Source organism: Natrinema sp. DC36 (genome assembly GCF_020405225.1).
Taxonomy (GTDB): Archaea; Halobacteriota; Halobacteria; order Halobacteriales; family Natrialbaceae; genus Natrinema.
This window is the reverse complement of record NZ_CP084472.1, coordinates 469555-485460: the sequence shown is the minus strand read 5'-3', so window position 1 is coordinate 485460 and position 15906 is coordinate 469555. Positions and strand designations below refer to the sequence as shown.

General features: G+C 66.2%; 16 protein-coding genes. 8 read left to right on the top strand and 8 right to left on the bottom strand.

Annotation, left to right across the window (positions count from 1 at the left end; translation table 11 throughout):
- Nucleotides 1–112: 112 nt before the first annotated feature.
- Together LDH74_RS02530 and LDH74_RS02525 are read right to left on the bottom strand one after the other, a co-directional pair.
- The gene (locus tag LDH74_RS02530; RefSeq protein ID WP_226041066.1) at nt 113–1339 is read right to left on the bottom strand and encodes an iron-containing alcohol dehydrogenase family protein; all 1227 of its coding nucleotides are present in this window, start codon (nt 1337–1339) and stop codon (nt 113–115) included.
- Nucleotides 1340–1444: 105 nt separating this feature from the next.
- Nucleotides 1445–2404 (bottom strand): ring-cleaving dioxygenase, encoded by a 960-nt coding sequence (locus tag LDH74_RS02525; RefSeq protein ID WP_226041065.1) that lies wholly within the window; start codon nt 2402–2404, stop codon nt 1445–1447.
- Nucleotides 2405–2599: 195 nt separating this feature from the next.
- On the opposite strand from LDH74_RS02525, the gene LDH74_RS02520 reads away from it, so the two are divergent.
- The 4 genes from LDH74_RS02520 to yqeC all read left to right on the top strand — a co-directional run bounded on the left by LDH74_RS02520 (nt 2600) and on the right by yqeC (nt 4995).
- Nucleotides 2600–2854 (top strand): hypothetical protein, encoded by a 255-nt coding sequence (locus tag LDH74_RS02520; protein WP_226041064.1) that lies wholly within the window; start codon nt 2600–2602, stop codon nt 2852–2854.
- Complete coding sequence (locus tag LDH74_RS02515) at nt 2851–3693, top strand: 3-keto-5-aminohexanoate cleavage protein (protein WP_226041063.1); 843 nt, start codon at nt 2851–2853, stop codon at nt 3691–3693. The genes LDH74_RS02520 and LDH74_RS02515 overlap by 4 nt, the downstream gene beginning before the upstream one ends.
- 75 nt (nt 3694–3768) lie before the next feature.
- Nucleotides 3769–4101, top strand: a complete 333-nt coding sequence (locus LDH74_RS02510; protein WP_226041062.1) for a hypothetical protein — start codon at nt 3769–3771, stop codon at nt 4099–4101.
- A 144-nt stretch (nt 4102–4245) separates the two neighbouring features.
- Nucleotides 4246–4995 carry a selenium cofactor biosynthesis protein YqeC gene (gene yqeC, locus LDH74_RS02505; RefSeq protein WP_226041061.1) on the top strand — a complete coding sequence of 250 codons (750 nt, stop codon included), beginning with the start codon at nt 4246–4248 and terminating at the stop codon, nt 4993–4995.
- A gap of 11 nt (nt 4996–5006) precedes the next feature.
- Here yqeC and LDH74_RS02500 read toward each other — a convergent pair whose 3' ends face one another.
- Together LDH74_RS02500 and LDH74_RS02495 are read right to left on the bottom strand one after the other, a co-directional pair.
- On the bottom strand, nt 5007–5645 hold the full coding sequence (locus LDH74_RS02500; RefSeq protein WP_226041060.1) for a molybdenum cofactor guanylyltransferase: 639 nt from the start codon (nt 5643–5645) through the stop codon (nt 5007–5009).
- Nucleotides 5646–5714: 69 nt separating this feature from the next.
- Complete coding sequence (locus LDH74_RS02495) at nt 5715–6269, bottom strand: hypothetical protein (protein WP_226041059.1); 555 nt, start codon at nt 6267–6269, stop codon at nt 5715–5717.
- Between the two features lie 275 nt (nt 6270–6544).
- Between LDH74_RS02495 and fdhF the strand changes: the two genes are divergently transcribed.
- Nucleotides 6545–8695, top strand: coding sequence for a formate dehydrogenase subunit alpha (fdhF, locus tag LDH74_RS02490; protein WP_226041058.1), 2151 nt, complete (start codon nt 6545–6547; stop codon nt 8693–8695).
- Nucleotides 8696–8707: 12 nt separating this feature from the next.
- On the opposite strand, the gene LDH74_RS02485 is transcribed toward fdhF, so the two are convergent.
- Complete coding sequence (locus LDH74_RS02485) at nt 8708–9736, bottom strand: hypothetical protein (RefSeq protein WP_226041057.1); 1029 nt, start codon at nt 9734–9736, stop codon at nt 8708–8710.
- Between the two features lie 210 nt (nt 9737–9946).
- On the opposite strand from LDH74_RS02485, the gene LDH74_RS02480 reads away from it, so the two are divergent.
- From LDH74_RS02480 to LDH74_RS02470, 3 genes are read left to right on the top strand one after another with little or no spacing between them, the layout of a single operon-like run.
- Nucleotides 9947–10822 (top strand): hypothetical protein, encoded by an 876-nt coding sequence (locus LDH74_RS02480; protein WP_226041056.1) that lies wholly within the window; start codon nt 9947–9949, stop codon nt 10820–10822.
- Nucleotides 10823–10828: 6 nt separating this feature from the next.
- A complete protein-coding gene (locus tag LDH74_RS02475) occupies nt 10829–12538 on the top strand; it encodes a PQQ-binding-like beta-propeller repeat protein (protein WP_226041055.1) in 1710 nt (569 codons plus the stop codon).
- 30 nt (nt 12539–12568) lie between these two features.
- A complete protein-coding gene (locus tag LDH74_RS02470; RefSeq protein ID WP_226041054.1) occupies nt 12569–13876 on the top strand; it encodes a plastocyanin/azurin family copper-binding protein in 1308 nt (435 codons plus the stop codon).
- Nucleotides 13877–13915: 39 nt separating this feature from the next.
- Here LDH74_RS02470 and LDH74_RS02465 read toward each other — a convergent pair whose 3' ends face one another.
- From LDH74_RS02465 to LDH74_RS02455, 3 genes are all read right to left on the bottom strand, one after another.
- The gene (locus LDH74_RS02465) at nt 13916–14215 is read right to left on the bottom strand and encodes a DUF4242 domain-containing protein (protein ID WP_226041053.1); all 300 of its coding nucleotides are present in this window, start codon (nt 14213–14215) and stop codon (nt 13916–13918) included.
- 101 nt (nt 14216–14316) lie between these two features.
- Nucleotides 14317–15219, bottom strand: coding sequence for a DMT family transporter (locus LDH74_RS02460; RefSeq protein WP_226041052.1), 903 nt, complete (start codon nt 15217–15219; stop codon nt 14317–14319).
- Nucleotides 15220–15270: 51 nt separating this feature from the next.
- Nucleotides 15271–15867, bottom strand: a complete 597-nt coding sequence (locus LDH74_RS02455) for a nitrous oxide reductase accessory protein NosL (RefSeq protein WP_226041051.1) — start codon at nt 15865–15867, stop codon at nt 15271–15273.
- Between the last annotated feature and the right edge of the window lie 39 nt (nt 15868–15906).

Here is a 15906-nt window from a genome sequence, read left to right as displayed (position 1 = left end):
GTTACTTATCGGTTCGATAACACCGTTCCACCCCGGAAACGCGGGAGTTCAAACGGTTGTAACAGCGAAAATACTCGTCAGTGAGACGAAGTGCTGGCCGGTTTTTCGGGACTCACCACGCCCGCTCGAGCACGCCCTCGATTTCGTCGACGGTCGGCTCCAGTCCCGGCGGCGCGTTCGCCATGAACGCGTCGTTCAGAATCGCCTCCGCCACCGCGGTGAACGACTCGGGGTCGGGGCCGTCGACGTCCCGCAGCCGCGAGGGAAGGCCGAGTCCGTCCCGAACTTGGGTGACCGCCTCGACGACCGCGGCCTCGTGATCCGCGGCGTCCCCGACCCCGAGCGCGTCCGCGAGTATCCCCGCACGAGCGTCCACGCCGTCGCTCTCGAAGAGATACTCGAGGACGTGGGGGACGACGATGCCGTGGGCCGCCCCCTGCTGAACGTCGTCCGTCCGCGTGAGGCCGTGGCCGAAGGCGTGGACGATCGACGCCGTCGTCTCTCCGGGTCTCGAGATGCCGTACTGGACGAGGACGACTCCCTCGAGGAGCGTCTCGAACGTCCCGACATCCCGCTCGCCGTCGCCGAACGCTCGCAGTCCGTCCTGGAGTTTCTCGAGGCCGCGGCGGGCGGTCGCGTCGGTGACCGGCGTCGCGTTGCGCGCGTAGAGCGTCTCGATTCCCTTGTCGAAGCCGTTCATGGCCGAGCCCGCGAGGATCGAGTCGGGCGTGGTCCCGACGAGTTCCGGATCGTATACCGCCGCCGCGGGCATCAGTTCCGGATCGGAGATGCCGCCGCCGATCTCCTCGTCGACCAGCCCCGACTCGGGGGACGCGGTGACGCCGGCGACCATCGAGAGATCGGCCCCGGCGAGCGTCGTCGGAATCGCGACGATCGGAACCAGCCCCTCGTCGGGGACCGTGATCGTCCCGGTCTCGGCGAACTCGGTGGCTACCTCCCGAGCCGTGCGGTCGCTCGCTGCGAGGATGCTGACGACTTTCGCGACGTCGAGGCTGCTGCCGCCGCCGAGGCTGACGAGCACGTCGGCGTCGTCCATCCGCAGCCGCTCGCGGCCGTCGATCGCCGTCGCGAGCCGTTTTGCCGGCGTCGTCTCGTCGAAGACGCCGGCCAGCCGATCGCCCAGCCCCGTCCTGACCGGGTCGATCACGTCGGGCGTGCTTCCGACGGTCGAGCCGCAGACGACCAGCGCCCGCTCGAGACCCTGCGCCTCGAGTTCGCCCTCGAGGTCGTCGACGCAGCCGGCGCCGAACCTGACGGTGGCGGGTTCGTACTCGAATCGGAAGGCCGGATCGCGGTCGCTCGAGTCGGATGCGGTCATGCGCGCTCGTACGGGCCGGGCAGTGTTAAAAGCGCGAGCAGCGGCGATCCACTCGCCAGTCGTGCGAACCGTCCCTCGACCGCGGTAGTCGAACGCCCCTTCTGATCAATCCCCGCTCGAGCCCGTGTTCGGCCCGTCGAACGCCGGCAGCTGGGCCTCGATCTCCTCGCGTTCGTCCTCGAGCCACTCCGGGAGCGCCAGCCGTTCGCCCAGCTCCTCGAGGGCCTCGTCTTCCGTGAATCCGGGCCCGGTCGTCGCCATCTCGAAGAGGACGCCACCGGGCTCGCGCGTGTAGACCGACTGGAAGTACTTCCGGTCGATAACCTCGGAGGGCGACAGCCCCGCCGCGGCGAAGGCCTCGCGCCACTCCGCCTGTTCCTCGACGCTTTCCGCCACGAACGCGACGTGGTGAACGGTTCCGACGCCCATCTGCCCGCGGCCGGCGTCGGTCTCGACGAGGTCGACCAACGAGCCCGGCCCGCCCGTCGCGCTTCGGTAGCGCCGACGGCCGTCCGCTTCGGCCTCGAGTTCGTAGCCGAGCACGTCGGTCAGAATCGATTCAGTCGGGCCGTGGTCGTCGACGGCGAGCGTCACGTCGTCGAAGCCTCGTAGCTGGTGCTCGGTCGGAACCGGACCGTCCTCCCACGGCGTCGCGTCGAATTCACCGTCGCTCGCGACGAGTTCGAGTTCGATTCCGTCCGGATCCGAAAACCGGAGCACGGTCTCGCCGAACCGTTCTTTTTCTTCGAACTCGACGCCCCGGGACTCGAGGCGGTCGCGCCAGTAGTCGACCGAATCCGAAGCGATTCCGTAGGCAGTCGTCCGTGGCTGTCCAGCGCCGAACCGACCCTCGCGTCCCCGATCGGTCCACGGGAAGAAGGTGATATTCGTGCCGGGAGAACCTTTGCCGTCGCCGAAGTAGAAGTGGTAGGTGCCCGTATCGTCGTGGTTGACGGTCTTCTTCACGAATCGCAGGCCGAGCGTCCCGACGTAGAAGTCGGCGTTCGCCTGCGGATCGCCGGCGATCGCCGTGACGTGGTGGAGTCCGGATGTGTTCGGTGACATTGCCGCTCTTAGGGACCAATCGCTTGAATCGTTTGCTCGCGTTCGCGTTACCGGGGGACGCACGGGTTACCGCTCGATTCCGACTCGCTCAAAACCGACTCACTCGTGACTCGAGACGACGGTTCGGGACCGTCCCTCGAGGCGGGCGACGGAAATAACAACGACTGTTAACACCTAGCGGACGCAATGGTACGTATGAGCTGTCCATATCTCGAGTATCGTGACGGGTCGGACGACCCCGGTCGGGAGCCGTTCGACGAAGAGCGGGCGTACTGCACGGCGGCCGACCGGTTCGTCCAGCCGATGCGAGCCGATATCTGTACCGACCGCTACGATCTCGTCCACGAACGCGACTGCGAAATCTATCGCGAGCACGCCGACGACGCCGACCCCGCGGCCGACGGCGGCGAGGCTCCCGGCGCGGACGAAACGGGGGGTGAGGACGCGTGACCTATCAGGATTTTCTCGCCGGCGAACCGGCGATCATCACGGCGGCGCTGACCGGCGGCGTGCAAGGCAAGGAAACGTCGCCCCACATCCCGGAGACGCCAGCGGAGATCGGGAAGGCAGCAGCCGAGGCGGAGGCCGCCGGCGCATCCGTCGTCCACGTCCACGCGCGCCGACCGAACGGCGAGCGGAGCTTCGCCACCGAGCGGTTTCAGGAAATCGACGACGCGATCCGCGAATACGCGGACGACGTGATCATCCAGCACTCCACCGGCGGCACGGGCGCGCCCGATGCGGACCGCCACCTCCCCCTGCGAACCGATCCCGCCCCGGAGATGGCCTCGCTCGACATGGGCCCGCTGAACCGCTACGACCACCTCACCAGCGAGAACACCCGCGGGCTCGTCAACTCGCTCCACGAGGAGATGGTCGACCGCGGCATCAAACCCGAACTCGAGGTGTTCAACGACGGCCATCTGAACGAGGTTCACGGTCTGCTCGAGCGCCGCGACCTCGCCGAGCCGGTGTACGCGACGCTGATCTTCGGCCCCGGAACGCTGACTCCGCCGCGGCCGCGAAACTTCCTGAACGCGATCGACAACCTCCCCGACGGGGCGCTGTTCAACACGCTCGGTTTCGGCCGCCATCAGTTGCCGTTCGCGACGATGGGGCTCCTGTTCGGCGGACACGTTCGCGTGGGGCTCGAGGACAACGTCTACTACCGACGGGGGGAACTCGCCGAGAGCAACGCGCAACTGGTCGAACGCGTCGTCCGCGTCGCGGCGGAACTGGGTCGCGAGGTCGCGACGCCAGCGCAAGCGCGGGAGATTCTGGGACTTTGACGGGGACTATCGCGAGCGGATCGGCTCGCAGAAGCCGACCCAGCCCTTACAACGTCACAACCGCGGAATGCTAGCATGGATCTTCGAATACGCGGACTGGCGGACCTCGAGGATCGGCTGGAGACCGCCGCCGACCGAATCGGAGAGTTTCGGGCCGGAACGCACGTGAGTTTCAGTGAGTTCTTTTCGGACGCGTTCATGCGCGATCACACGCAGTTCGACTCGTTCGCTGCGTTTTGCGAGGCGAGTCCGTGGTCGCTCGAGGAGTCGCGGGATATCCAACACGTGGACAGACAGCAGCTCGATGCCTACGTCGCGGACGCGACGGCGTTCGAGAACTGGGACGCGATGAAGACGCAGGCCGCCGAAGCGGAGATAATCGAGCGGGTCGTTTCGGATCCCTCGTGAGTCACCCGAGCTTGGACGGCGTGCAGCCACGGGAGTCCGATATCGATTCGTTCACGGTAAATTCCGATCCCCGGAGAAACGAGTGGCCCGGCAGTCGTTCTACCACCACCAAACCGATTAGCCGCCTCCGGTACTAGTACCGGTATGGACGTTCTCGAGGCGCTCCGAGCTGAGTCCGGCGCCGTCGCCGTCGTCGGTGCGGGAGGCAAGAAGACGACGCTCTATACGCTTGCCGAACGCGCCGCCCGCGAGCGGTCCCTGCGAGCGGTCGTGACGGCGACGGTTCGGATCCCGATTTTCGATCGACGCGTCGAGGCAGTCGCCGTGACCGACGATCCGGTTACGGCCCTCGAGCGAGCGGACGCGTGGCCCGTCGGCGTCGTCCCCGAACAGAAGGGCGAAGATCGGTACGGGGGGTACGATCCCGAAGTCGTGGACGACATCGCGGCGGCCGGCGTCGCCGATCTCGTTCTCGTCAAGGCCGACGGTGCGCGGACGCGGGAGTTCAAGGCGCCGAACGACCGCGAACCGCAGCTTCCCCGACACGTCGATACCGTCGTTCCGATCGCGAGCGTGCAGGCGGTCGGAAAGCCGCTCTCGGCCGACCACGTCCACCGGCCGGAGCGAGTGGCGGCGATCACCGGGCTCGATCGCGGCGACGCGATCGGGCCCGAAGACGTCGCTCGAGTGCTCGCGAGCGATCGCGGCGGGCGCAAGGGAGTCCCGGACGGGGCGACGGTCGTCCCGCTGCTCAACAAGGTCGATGACCCCGAGCTGCGTGACACTGCCGAGGAAATCGGATGGGAGTTGCTCGAGCGAGCGCCGGCCGTCTCCCGGGTGGTGCTCGCGCGGATGGTCGCCGACGACCCGGTGGTCGATATCCTCGAGTCGTAGCTGCGGTCCCGTCAGTTCCCCTCAAGGCGCTCGAGCGCCGCCTCGAACTCCTCGCGGGTGTTGACGTTCTCGAACGTCTCGAGCGGCGCGTACTCCCGAACCTCGTCCTCGTCGACGACGACGTAGTCGAGGGCCAGCAGGGGCTCGACGACTCTGCGCTCGTCGCGCTCGAGGGCGCGCTCGCAGGCGTTGATCATCGCCGTGGTCCGATAGACTGCCTGCGTCGTCTGAAACCACTGGTCCTCGAGCCGCGGCACCGCGGCCTCGTGGCCGGCCACCCGGTCGAAAAGGTGGTCGACGAGAGCGGGATCGACGAAGGGCATGTCGCAGGCGACGACGACGGCGTACGCCGCCGTCGCCTCGCCGAGTCCGGTCCTGATCCCCGCCATCGGGCCGCGGTCGGGGATCCGATCGACGGCAAACGAGGCGTCCGGACCGCCCTCGAGCGCCGAGCGGATCGACGGCACCTGCTCGTCCCGGCAGTTGACGACGATTTCGTCGACGGCGGAGTCGAGACGATCGACGACGCAGCGGATCATCGGCGTCCCGGCGAGGTCGGCGACGGCCTTGTCCGCCTCGCCGAAGCGGGTCGAGTGGCCGCCCGCGAGGATGATAGCCGTGCGCTCGTCTCGCCCATTCTCGAGGGGCATAGTCGACCGTTCGTCCAGCGGTGGCAAAAGGGTCCGGGCGCAGTCCGGGTCGCAATCGAACGACGCCGCTCAGTCCGAGAGCCGCCAGAGCGCCCGATACAGCGTCCACAGATCGCAATCGAAGCGGTCGGCGAGCGATCGGCAGCGCTCGAGGTATGATTCGTACTGCGAAACCGACGGCGAATCCGGGTACGAGTGAGAGAGTTCGTCCGCATCCCGGAGCGTCGACCACTCGCGGGGGCCGACGACGACGTACTTCTCTGGGTCGATGAACATGCAAAACGCCGAGGCGACGGGGACGTCGACCGCCTCGAGTTCGGTCAGCGAGTCGATTCCCGCAGCGGCGTCGTTCGCGTTCACGGCGTCTGAAATGGCGTCTCTGACGGCCTCGAAGTCGTTGGTCCAGAATCGCTCTTCCGCGTCCCGTCGCTCGTCGTCGGGGTAGTCGCCGAGAAATCGCCGGTAGTACCATCTGACGACCCAGGCCGCGTCCCGCCGGCCGTACTCGCCCGACTCGAACGCCGCCGGGAGCGTCTCGAGGTTCTCTTCCTCGACGGCGTACAGGGGCTCTCGCTCCCGATACTCGCGCGCCCGGGATTCCACGAGCGACCGCGTGAGCTCCATCGTGCTACCGTTTCGCATGCACGACCGTTAGCGTTTCCCTGTCGGTGAGGACGCCAGGCCATCGGATTTGCAACCGGTGATACTGACGATCAGCGTTCGGCTCATACTGGTGACGAGAAGGCGTACTTCCTTCGTCCGGTTCGTTCGATCCGGACGACACTCCGCGCTGTCCGAGCAGTCGCTCGGTACGACGTACTACATCTATGGCAGAAAACCTCATGCACGCTCGGATAGTGGATTGTGTCTAACGGGTGCGACACCTGGAGGCACTACAGATGTCCAGTGATCAACAGGAACCAATCAAAACGATCTGTCCGTACTGTGGCGTCGGGTGTGGAATCAAGGTACAGCCGGGCGAGGAGCCCGGCGACGTGCAGTTCATGCCGTGGGGTGACGCCCCGGTCAACGAGGGGCGCATCTGCATCAAAGGCGGCGCGGCGACTGAGGTCGTCGACCACGAGGACCGGCTCACCGACCCGCTGATCAAAGAAGAGGGGGAGTTCCGCGAGGCCTCCTGGGACGAGGCCTACGAGTACATCGTAAGCGAACTCGAGCGGATTCGCGAGGAGTACGGCCCGGACGCGATGGGCTTTTTCGGGTCCTCGAAGGTGATGAACGAGGAGAACTACCTCCTCCAGAAGTTGGCTCGGCGCTACGGCACCAATAACGTCGACAACTGCACGCGGATGTGCCACGCCTCGACGGTCTGGGCGCTCCGGACGAGTCTGGGCGCGGGAGCGATGACGAACAGTATGCAGGACCTCCGCGAGGAGGCAGACGTGTTCTGGATTCAGGGAGCGAATCCGGGCGAGCAGCACCCGATCGCGAACAGCCAGTACTTCCGGCAGGCCGTCCTCGAGGGGGCGACCGTCATTCAGATCGACCCCCACGCGAACAAGACGACGCGGTCGTTCAAGATCGACGACACCGACCGTCACCAGCATCTGCAGCTGAATCCGGGGACGGACATCCCGCTTCTCAATATCGTCCTCAAGACGATCCTCGAGCACCACGAAGCGAACCCCGACGACGGCTGGATCGACGAGGAATTCATCGCAGAGCGTACGGAAGGGTTCGACCACCTGAAAGAGACCCTCGAGGATTTCGATAAAGAAGCGGCCGCCGAGGAGTGTGGCGTGCCGCTGGAAGCGATCGAACTGGCCGCCGAAAAGTACGCGACGGCCGACAACGCGGCCATCTTCACCGGGATGGGGATGAGCCAGCACGCCTGCGGCGTCGACAACGTGCAAAACGAGATCAACCTGGCGCTGATCACGGGTAACCTCGGGCGACCCGGCACGGGCGTCAACCCGCTGCGCGGGCAGAACAACGTCCAGGGGACCTGCGACGTCGGCGCGATGCCGAACGTGCTGCCGGGCTACCAGCTGGTCGACGACGACGAGGCCCGCGAGTCCGTCGAGGAGGTCTGGGGCTTCGAGATTCCGGACGAGCCCGGCCTCACGAACGTCGAGATCTCCTACGAGGCCGGCGACTCGATCAAGGGCCTCTACGTCATGGGCGAGAACCCCGTGATGAGCGAACCCGACGCCAACGCCGTCGCCGAACGGCTCGCGGACCTCGAGTTCACCGTCGTCCAGGACATCTTCCCGACCGAAACCGCGGAGTACGCCGACGTGATCCTCCCGGCGACGACCTGGGCCGAACGCGGCGGCACCGTCACCAACACCGACCGGCGCGTCCAGCGGATGCGCGGCGTCGGGAAAGTCCACGAGAACACGAAGCACGACCGCGAGATCCTGAGTGAGATCGGGACGCGGCTGTTCGATGACGGCGACGAGCAGTTCGGCTTCGCGGACCCCGAAGAAATCTTCGAGGAACTCCGGCAGGTCTGCCCGAGCTACCACGGGATGACCTACGACCTGCTGGGCGAGGAGGGGCTCCATTGGCCCTGCTACGAACCCGGCGACGAGGGCGACCCGTTCCTCTACGAACACGAGTTCGACACCGAGAGCGGCCTCGGCCGGATCGAGGGCGTCGCCCACCAGCCGCCGGCCGAGACGCCCGACGACGAGTACCCGCTGATCCTCACGACCGCGCGCCTCGAGGAACACTACAACACCGGGACGATGAGCACGCGATCGCCGACGCTCAACAAGCAGACGCCGGAGAACTTCGTCGACGTGCATCCGGCCGACGCCGAGCGCTACGGCATCGAGGACGGCGAGTACGTCCGCCTGCGCTCGAGACGGGGCGAGATCACGCTCGAGGCGCAGGTCACCGAGGACACCAAGGAGGGGGTCGTCTGGACGACGCCGCACTTCGCGGCCGCTTCGGCGAACAAACTCACGAACCACGTGCTCGACGAGCGCTCGAAGATTCCCGAGTACAAGGCCGCCGCCGCCGAGATCGACGTTGACATCGAACCCCTCGGCGAGACCGCGGATCCGGCGGCCGACGACGACTGAGACGGCCGTCCGTTACGGTTTCGATGTCGAGTCGTCCGCGACCGTCACCCCGGCCAACTCGAGCCACGGATCGGCGCTCGATTCGGTACCAACGACCTCGACCACCGGTCGATCACACTCCTCGCAGACGGATCGAATCCCCACGCGAGGCTTCCGACAGCAGTGCTCGAGTCGCTCGGCCGTCGTCGTCACCCCGCCGTCGCAGGCCGGACAGCGGTCCCGGAGCAGTCGCAGTCCCGTCAGGAGGTCGCGACGCTCGTCGACCTCGAGTGTTTCCCATCCCTCGAGCCGCGTTCGGAGTTCGGTCGCCGCGGCCGCGTCCGCCGCGAGCGCGGCGATCGACTCCCATCGGATCTGCTTTCGCCCGTCGAGAACGTACGACGCGTCGCCGAGTCGCCTGATTTCGTCCGCGCCGAGCATCGACCGCACGTCGTCCGAACACGGTTCGAGAGCGCCGTCGCGCGGTAGTCGCTCGTTCCACTGCTGCCGAAAGGACGGCGTCAGTTCGATCTCGCCCCCTCGCTCAGTTGCGACGCTGGTGGCGGTTAGAACGGTCTCGAGGGCGTCGGGTGAGACCGTCTCGACTGTCGGGACGTCCGGCGGAGATTTGCCGAACACGGTGAGAAGGCGATCCGGAAAATACCGTCGAGTGATCGTCGGGGTCCCCGGAACGAGGTAACCGCGGAGGCCGATGAGTCCCAGAAAAACGGTGAGCGCGAGTGCGCCGACGGGTGCGGTGGTCGCGACGCCGAGCCCGACCGCGAGCGTAATCGCGATGACGACGTTGACCGCCGTACACGGGAGACACCGGTTTTCACCGGTGTACGCGGGCTGCTCGAGTCGCGCGAGGACGTCGGGAAGATCGATCACCGGCCACCACTGTCGATCGGTACGCGCCGAACGGTGAAAAACTGCTGCCGTAATCGCGCCGTGGAAGTTACGTTCGGCAGCGGCGGTGACGATCCGCTGTTCCGATCGGGTGTGGCAAGACACGGTGCTCGTTTCGGGAAGGCGACCACTACAGTCGGTAACTGACTCCATATCGGATCCCGTCCGCTCTGGGGGCTGGTCGCCGCGTGCGACGAGGATCGAACGAACGAAACCGACTCTGTCCGCAACTTTATCTATCGCAGTCTCACTTTCATTTAGACAGTCCGTAGCAATCCGGAATTCATTGGTAAGCATTATCAAAACACGTAATGGAGTTCTTTGTGGCGTGGTATCATGACACAAATATCCACTGCGTCAGATATGACGGTCGCGGAACAACGCGATCTGGCGACGGCTCTCGGCGTCGACACCCCAGGGGACGGGGCGGTAACGTGGGAGCTACTCGCCGGACAGATCGAACCGCGGTCCGACTCGGCGTTCGCCTCTCGAGGCGAGACGATCCGGGCCGACCTCGCCGGGCGACTCGATCGCGAGTTGCTCGAGCGAGAACGCGAGACCATCGCGGACGAAATCAGCGAGTTACCGGCCGTTCGCGATGTCGGCGTCCCGGACGAACCGAGCGGACTGTATACCGACGTCGCAGCGCCCGGCTGGCGACTGTACGACCACCTGCTCGAGGTGGGCTTCTTCGAGAGTCTCGACGAGAACCTGCCGCGGTTCACGGCGGACCACATCGAGACCACGGCGCGCGAACTCCTCCTCGCGGACCCCCTGTCGTCGTCGCTCGACGACGTCGGGTTCGACGAGTCGGAGAAGACGGCACTGTTGCTCGACGTGGCGAATAACGACGAGCGGCTCGCCCGCTGGGTCCCGTCGAACCAGATTCCGGACGGCGTCGAGTTCGAGACGGAGACCGTCCCGCCGCTCCACCAGCGCGCGATGGGCGGGGCGCTGCTGTGGATCCGCGGGCTCGACAGACACCTCTGGCAGAACGAGGTAATGATCACCGATGAAATCCTCGACGACGCGGTCAGGTACGTCAAGGCGATGCTGGGCGGGCTGTTCGTGACGGCGACCGCTGCGTGCGACCTCGCCGGGGACGGGAAGTTCACGGACGAACAGCTGACCGCCGCGCTCACCGCGGGCTCGGCCGTCCAGATCGTCAGCCAGGAGGAGTTGCTGCACACCGTCTTCTACATCAGAGACGACGTGCGCGCTCCGAGCAAACTGAGGTGATTCCGTATGGCACTACGCAACGACAGGGCCGTTCAGGCCGCGCGCGATATCGAACTGCGAGAAATCGAAGACGGCTATACCCTGGTCGGAGGCCCCGAGGAGGCGGTCACCGAACAGCACGACACCGACCGAATCCCCGAGGTGGATGTCGATCAGGAGATGCTGAGCAACACCGGGGACGATCCCGAGTCGTGGCTCATGTACGGCGGGAACTACGAACAGCACCGGGCCACACCCGCCGACACCATCACGCCCGAGAACGTCGGTGACCTCGAGCTCGAGTACGAGCTGCCGGTCGGGACCGGCTCGAGCATGGAGGGGACGCCAATCGTCGTCCCGGGAGACCCGCCGGTCATGTACCAGACGAACGGGCCCAACCACATGAAGGCGATCGATCCCCGCGAGGGGGAGGTCCTCTGGAGCTACACCTACGCGCCGCCGATCGGGATCGAGCTCTGCTGTGACGACAACAATCGCGGGGCCGCCGTCCTCGGCGACAAGGTGTACATGACGACGCTCGACTCGGGCGTCATCGCGCTGGATCGCTACACCGGCGAGGAGGTCTGGTACACGCAGACGGCGGATCACACGGAGGGCTACTCCGCGACGTGGGCCCCCGTAATCCAGGATGGAACGATCTACACGGGGAGCGCCGGCGGCGAGTACGGCGTTCAGGGATTCATCGCCAGTCTTGACGCCGAAAGCGGCGAGATAGGGTGGCAGACGACGACCCTCCCCGAAGAGGAGTGGATCGGTGCGAGCCGGGACCACGGCTGCGGGACGAGCTGGATGACGCCGACGATCGACGAGGAGCGCGGCGTCCTTCACTCGCCGGTGGCGAATCCCGGCCCCGACTTCGACGGGACCGTCCGACCGGGACCGAACTTCCCTACCTGTGGGACGCTCACGCTGAACCTCGAGGACGGCAGCAGGGAGTGGGGATTCCAGAGCAGTCCCCACGACGTCTGGGACTACGACGCGGCCGCGCCGCGGGTGCTGGTCCGCGGCGTGGAAGTCGACGGCGAGTCGATGGACATGGTCGTCAGCTCCGACAAGTCCGGGTGGGTCTACATGTTGGACGCCGAGTCCGGCAAACTCCACGAGCGCAGTCAGGAGATCAGCCAACACATCAATATGTGGAAGATGATACCTCACATCAGCCAGGACGAACGGACGCCGTTCGTTCCCGGCGCGCCGGGCGGCAACGACTGGCAGCCGCCGTCGTACAACCCGGCGACGGGGTACGTGTACGTCGTCCACCAGAACTTCCCGCAGGATCTCTACTGGCGCTACGAGGAGTACGATCAGGGCAACCCCTACTGGGGCGGCGGGCTGGACGACCCGGCCAGCGAGTTCCCCGACGAGTGGAACGGCGCGATCACCGCCTTCGCGGCGGTCGATCCGGCGACGGGCGAGCGCGTCTGGCGCGACTGGATCGAGAGCGAGGACCGAATCTACATGTGGGGCGGATCGATGTCGACCGCGACGGGGATCGTGTTCAACGGCACGCAGAACGGCAATCTCGTCGCCTACGACGGCGAGAGCGGCGATCGCCTCTGGGAGCACCAGTTCGACGTGCCGATCAGCGCTTCGCCGATGAGCTGGTACGACCCTGGGACGGAAAAGCAGTACGTCGCCGTCCAGGTCGGCGGCAGCGGCTGGCTCCGCCAGGGACCGCGCGGCGACACGCTCGCCGTGTTCTCGATGGGGAACTGAGAGACGACCAACCAATCACACGATACAACCATGACGAACGAACAACGTTCACGCGACGACGTCTCGCGCCGCAGGCTGTTGCAAGGGACGGCGGCGCTCGCCGGAACGGCCGCCGCCGGCAGCGCGAGCGCGTACCGGGACGAGATCGACTTCCTGCTTCCGGCGGTGCAAAACGACGGCGAGGGGCGGACGTTCCAGATACTCGGCATCGTCGGCGGCTGGGTGGGCGTCGCACCCCACGAGATCGATGCCAAGTCCAACCCGCCGCTGCGACTGATCGAGGGCGAACAACACGAGGTCATCTGGACGAACGGCGACGGCGCGACGCACAACTTCAACATCACCGCGGGCAGCGCGCTGGACGATGACGCCGAGATACTCGAGACCACCGAGTCGCTGACCGAACAGGGAGCGACGACGTCCCTGCAGTTCACGGCCAGCGAGGAGATGGAGGAGTACTTCTGTATGCCCCATCCGGCCCAGATGCGCGGTCCGATCGAGGTGATTCAGCCCGGCGACGTCCACGAACTGGTAGTCCACGTCGAGAACGAAGCGGGCGAACCCCTCGGGGCGGAGGTATATCTCGACGGGATGCACTCGTTCTCGAACATCGCCGGTCGGCCGGATCCGACGGAGCAGGCGGAAGACGAGATGGCGGTCGCCCGCTTCGACATGCTCGAGAACGGCGAGTACGAACTCGAGGCCTGGACGTACGGCCACGAGCGGGTTACGGATACGGTAACGATCGACGGCGACGATCAGGAAGTTACCGTCACGGTACCCCCCATTGACCCCGGTGAACCGAGCGGGACCTACTCGATGCGCCTCGAGGACGGCCAGTGGGTCGGTCAGGAGCCCGACGCGATCGCCGACGAGACGAACCCGACGCTCGAATTCGAGGCGGGAGAGACCTACGCCGTCGAGTGGGAGAACACGATCGGTCGCCTCGAGCCGGAGGGAGAGAACAGACACTACGAACCGCTCCCCGGACACAACTTCGTGATCGCCAGCGGCGGCGACACCAACGAGTGGAACACGTACCTCCGATCGGACTTCACCGACGAGGTGGGCGAGACGCAGACCGTCACATTCGTCGCGAAAGAGGAGATGGCCGTCTACCTCGACCAGTCGCAACTCGACGCGATCGGCGAGGTTTCGGTCGCCGGTGCGGGTGACGAGATGGCCGACGCCGAGGACGCGACGACCGAAACGGACGGTAACGTGACGGTTACTACGGGCGGCAACGAGACTACTGACGCGGATGGTAACGAGACCACTGACGTGGACGGTAACGAGACCGTTGAGACGGCCGAGAACGAAACGGCCGGGAGCAACTGAGACGGTCGACTCACCGCCCGTTCGCTTTTTCGTACGTCGCTACTCGCCCTCGAGTGGCTCCCCTCGCCGATCGATTCGCGTCGCGGGGAGGCCGGCTCGATCGGCGTGTTCGCGGATCGTCTCCTCGTCGTCCCCCTCGTAGTGACAGAACGCCCCCGTTACGTGCCCGTCTTCGTTCGTCATCACCTCGGACTCGACCCATCGGATCTCGAATCCCTCGTCTCGTAGCTCTTCTAGCGCCTGTCCGGACTGTTCACCCGCGGCCTCGAGTTCGTCCTCGGTAATCGGTTCGTCGAGCGATCGGAGTATGAGGAACTCGGCCAGCTCCTGTTCGGACATCATGACCACCAGTCGCACGGACCACGCCCGCGGTAATGAAAGTGGCACGGACGGCCATCGTCGCTGGCACGAACGGATCGGTCGGCTTCGAACCACTCCCCTCAGTCCACCGCCTCGCCGCGACGCTCACGCTCGAGCGTCGTCACGGCGACCCCTGCGATCACGACGAGACCGCCGGCGACCGTGATCGCGTCGGGAACCTCCGCGAGCAAGACGAGCGCGAGCAGGGTTGCGCCCACCGGCTCGCCGAGCCAGGCGACGCTGACGACGACCGACTCGAGGTGCTCGAGAACCCAGTTGCTCACCGTGTGACCGAAGACGCCCGGACCGACGGCCAGCCCGAGGAAGAGGAGCCACTCTCGAGGGGGGTAGCCGACGTAGGAGTGACCTTGCACACCCACGAGGAGGAACAGGGTGAACACGCAAGCGCCGTAGACGACGGTCACGTAGGGAAACACCGGGACGCGCTGGCGGATCGAGCGGCCGGCGAGCGTGTAGCAGGCGACGGTCACCGCGCCCAGCAGCGCGAGCGAATTGCCGTACACCGTCGCGCCGGAGAGGGCCGCGTGGCCCGCACCGCCCAGCGACATCGCGCCGGCCCCCGCGATCGCGACGACGATGCCGACCACCGTTGCGCGGCTGATCCGTTCACCCAGGAAGAGCCCCGCGCCGAGAGCCACGAAGACCGGCTGAACCTGAACGATCGTGACGCTCGCTGCGACGCTGGTGTGGGAAAGACTCTCGAACCAGGCGGCGAAGTGGATCGCCAGCGCGACGCCGGCGACGGTGGCGCCAGCGAGGTCACGTCGCGATAAGCGCGCGAAGGCTGCGCGATGCCGGGTCAGGGCGATGGGGGCGACGAGCACCGTCGTGAAGAGCACGCGGTAGAAGGCCGCCACCGAACTCGGCGCCGCGCTCCAGCGTACGAGGATCGCGCTGGTGCTCGCCGCGAAGACCGCGAACGCGACCGCGAGCGCCGGCGTGACCTCGAGATCGACGTTCACGTCGTGTCCACTCGCCTCCTGGCGCAAACGAGTACCGGAACGATCGAGCCGTTACTCGTCGGGGAGCCGGCTCTCGCGGTAGATCACCGCGATTTCCATATCGACATCCTCGAGTCCGACGATGATATCCTCCTCGGGCGTCAGGTCCTCCGACTCCCACTCCTCGAGGAAGGCGACGGCGTCCTCGCGCTCGGCGTACGGGCGCGGATCGATCCCCATCGGGTCGTCGGCCGCCTCTTTGTCCGTGATCAGGACGAAATGCGCCGCGGTCGCATCGATGAGATCCCCGGTTTCGTAATCGGTCGTCCAGGCACCCGCGATCGGCGAGTCGGGAGTCGACGACACCGTGTACGCGAACAGACAGCCCGGCGAGTCGAAGGCGGCTGCCAGCCCGTTTTCGTGAACGAGCTGGCTCGTGCCGAAGGAATCCGTCACCGTCATCCCGCAGACATCACACCGTTGTGACTCAGTCAACTCGACCGGTCCCTCCTCGACGCCCTCGATCGAGGGCTCGTACACCTGTGGCGGTGGACCGTCGTCTCCGTCGTCCGCGGACCCGCCGTCGAGACAACCGGCAATTCCCCCGGCCGCGCCGACCCCGAGCGCGCCCAGCAGCCGCCGTCGCTCGAGCCCGTCGCGTTCACTCATACGCCGCGCTACGGAGCCAGCGGTCAAAACCGACGTGGT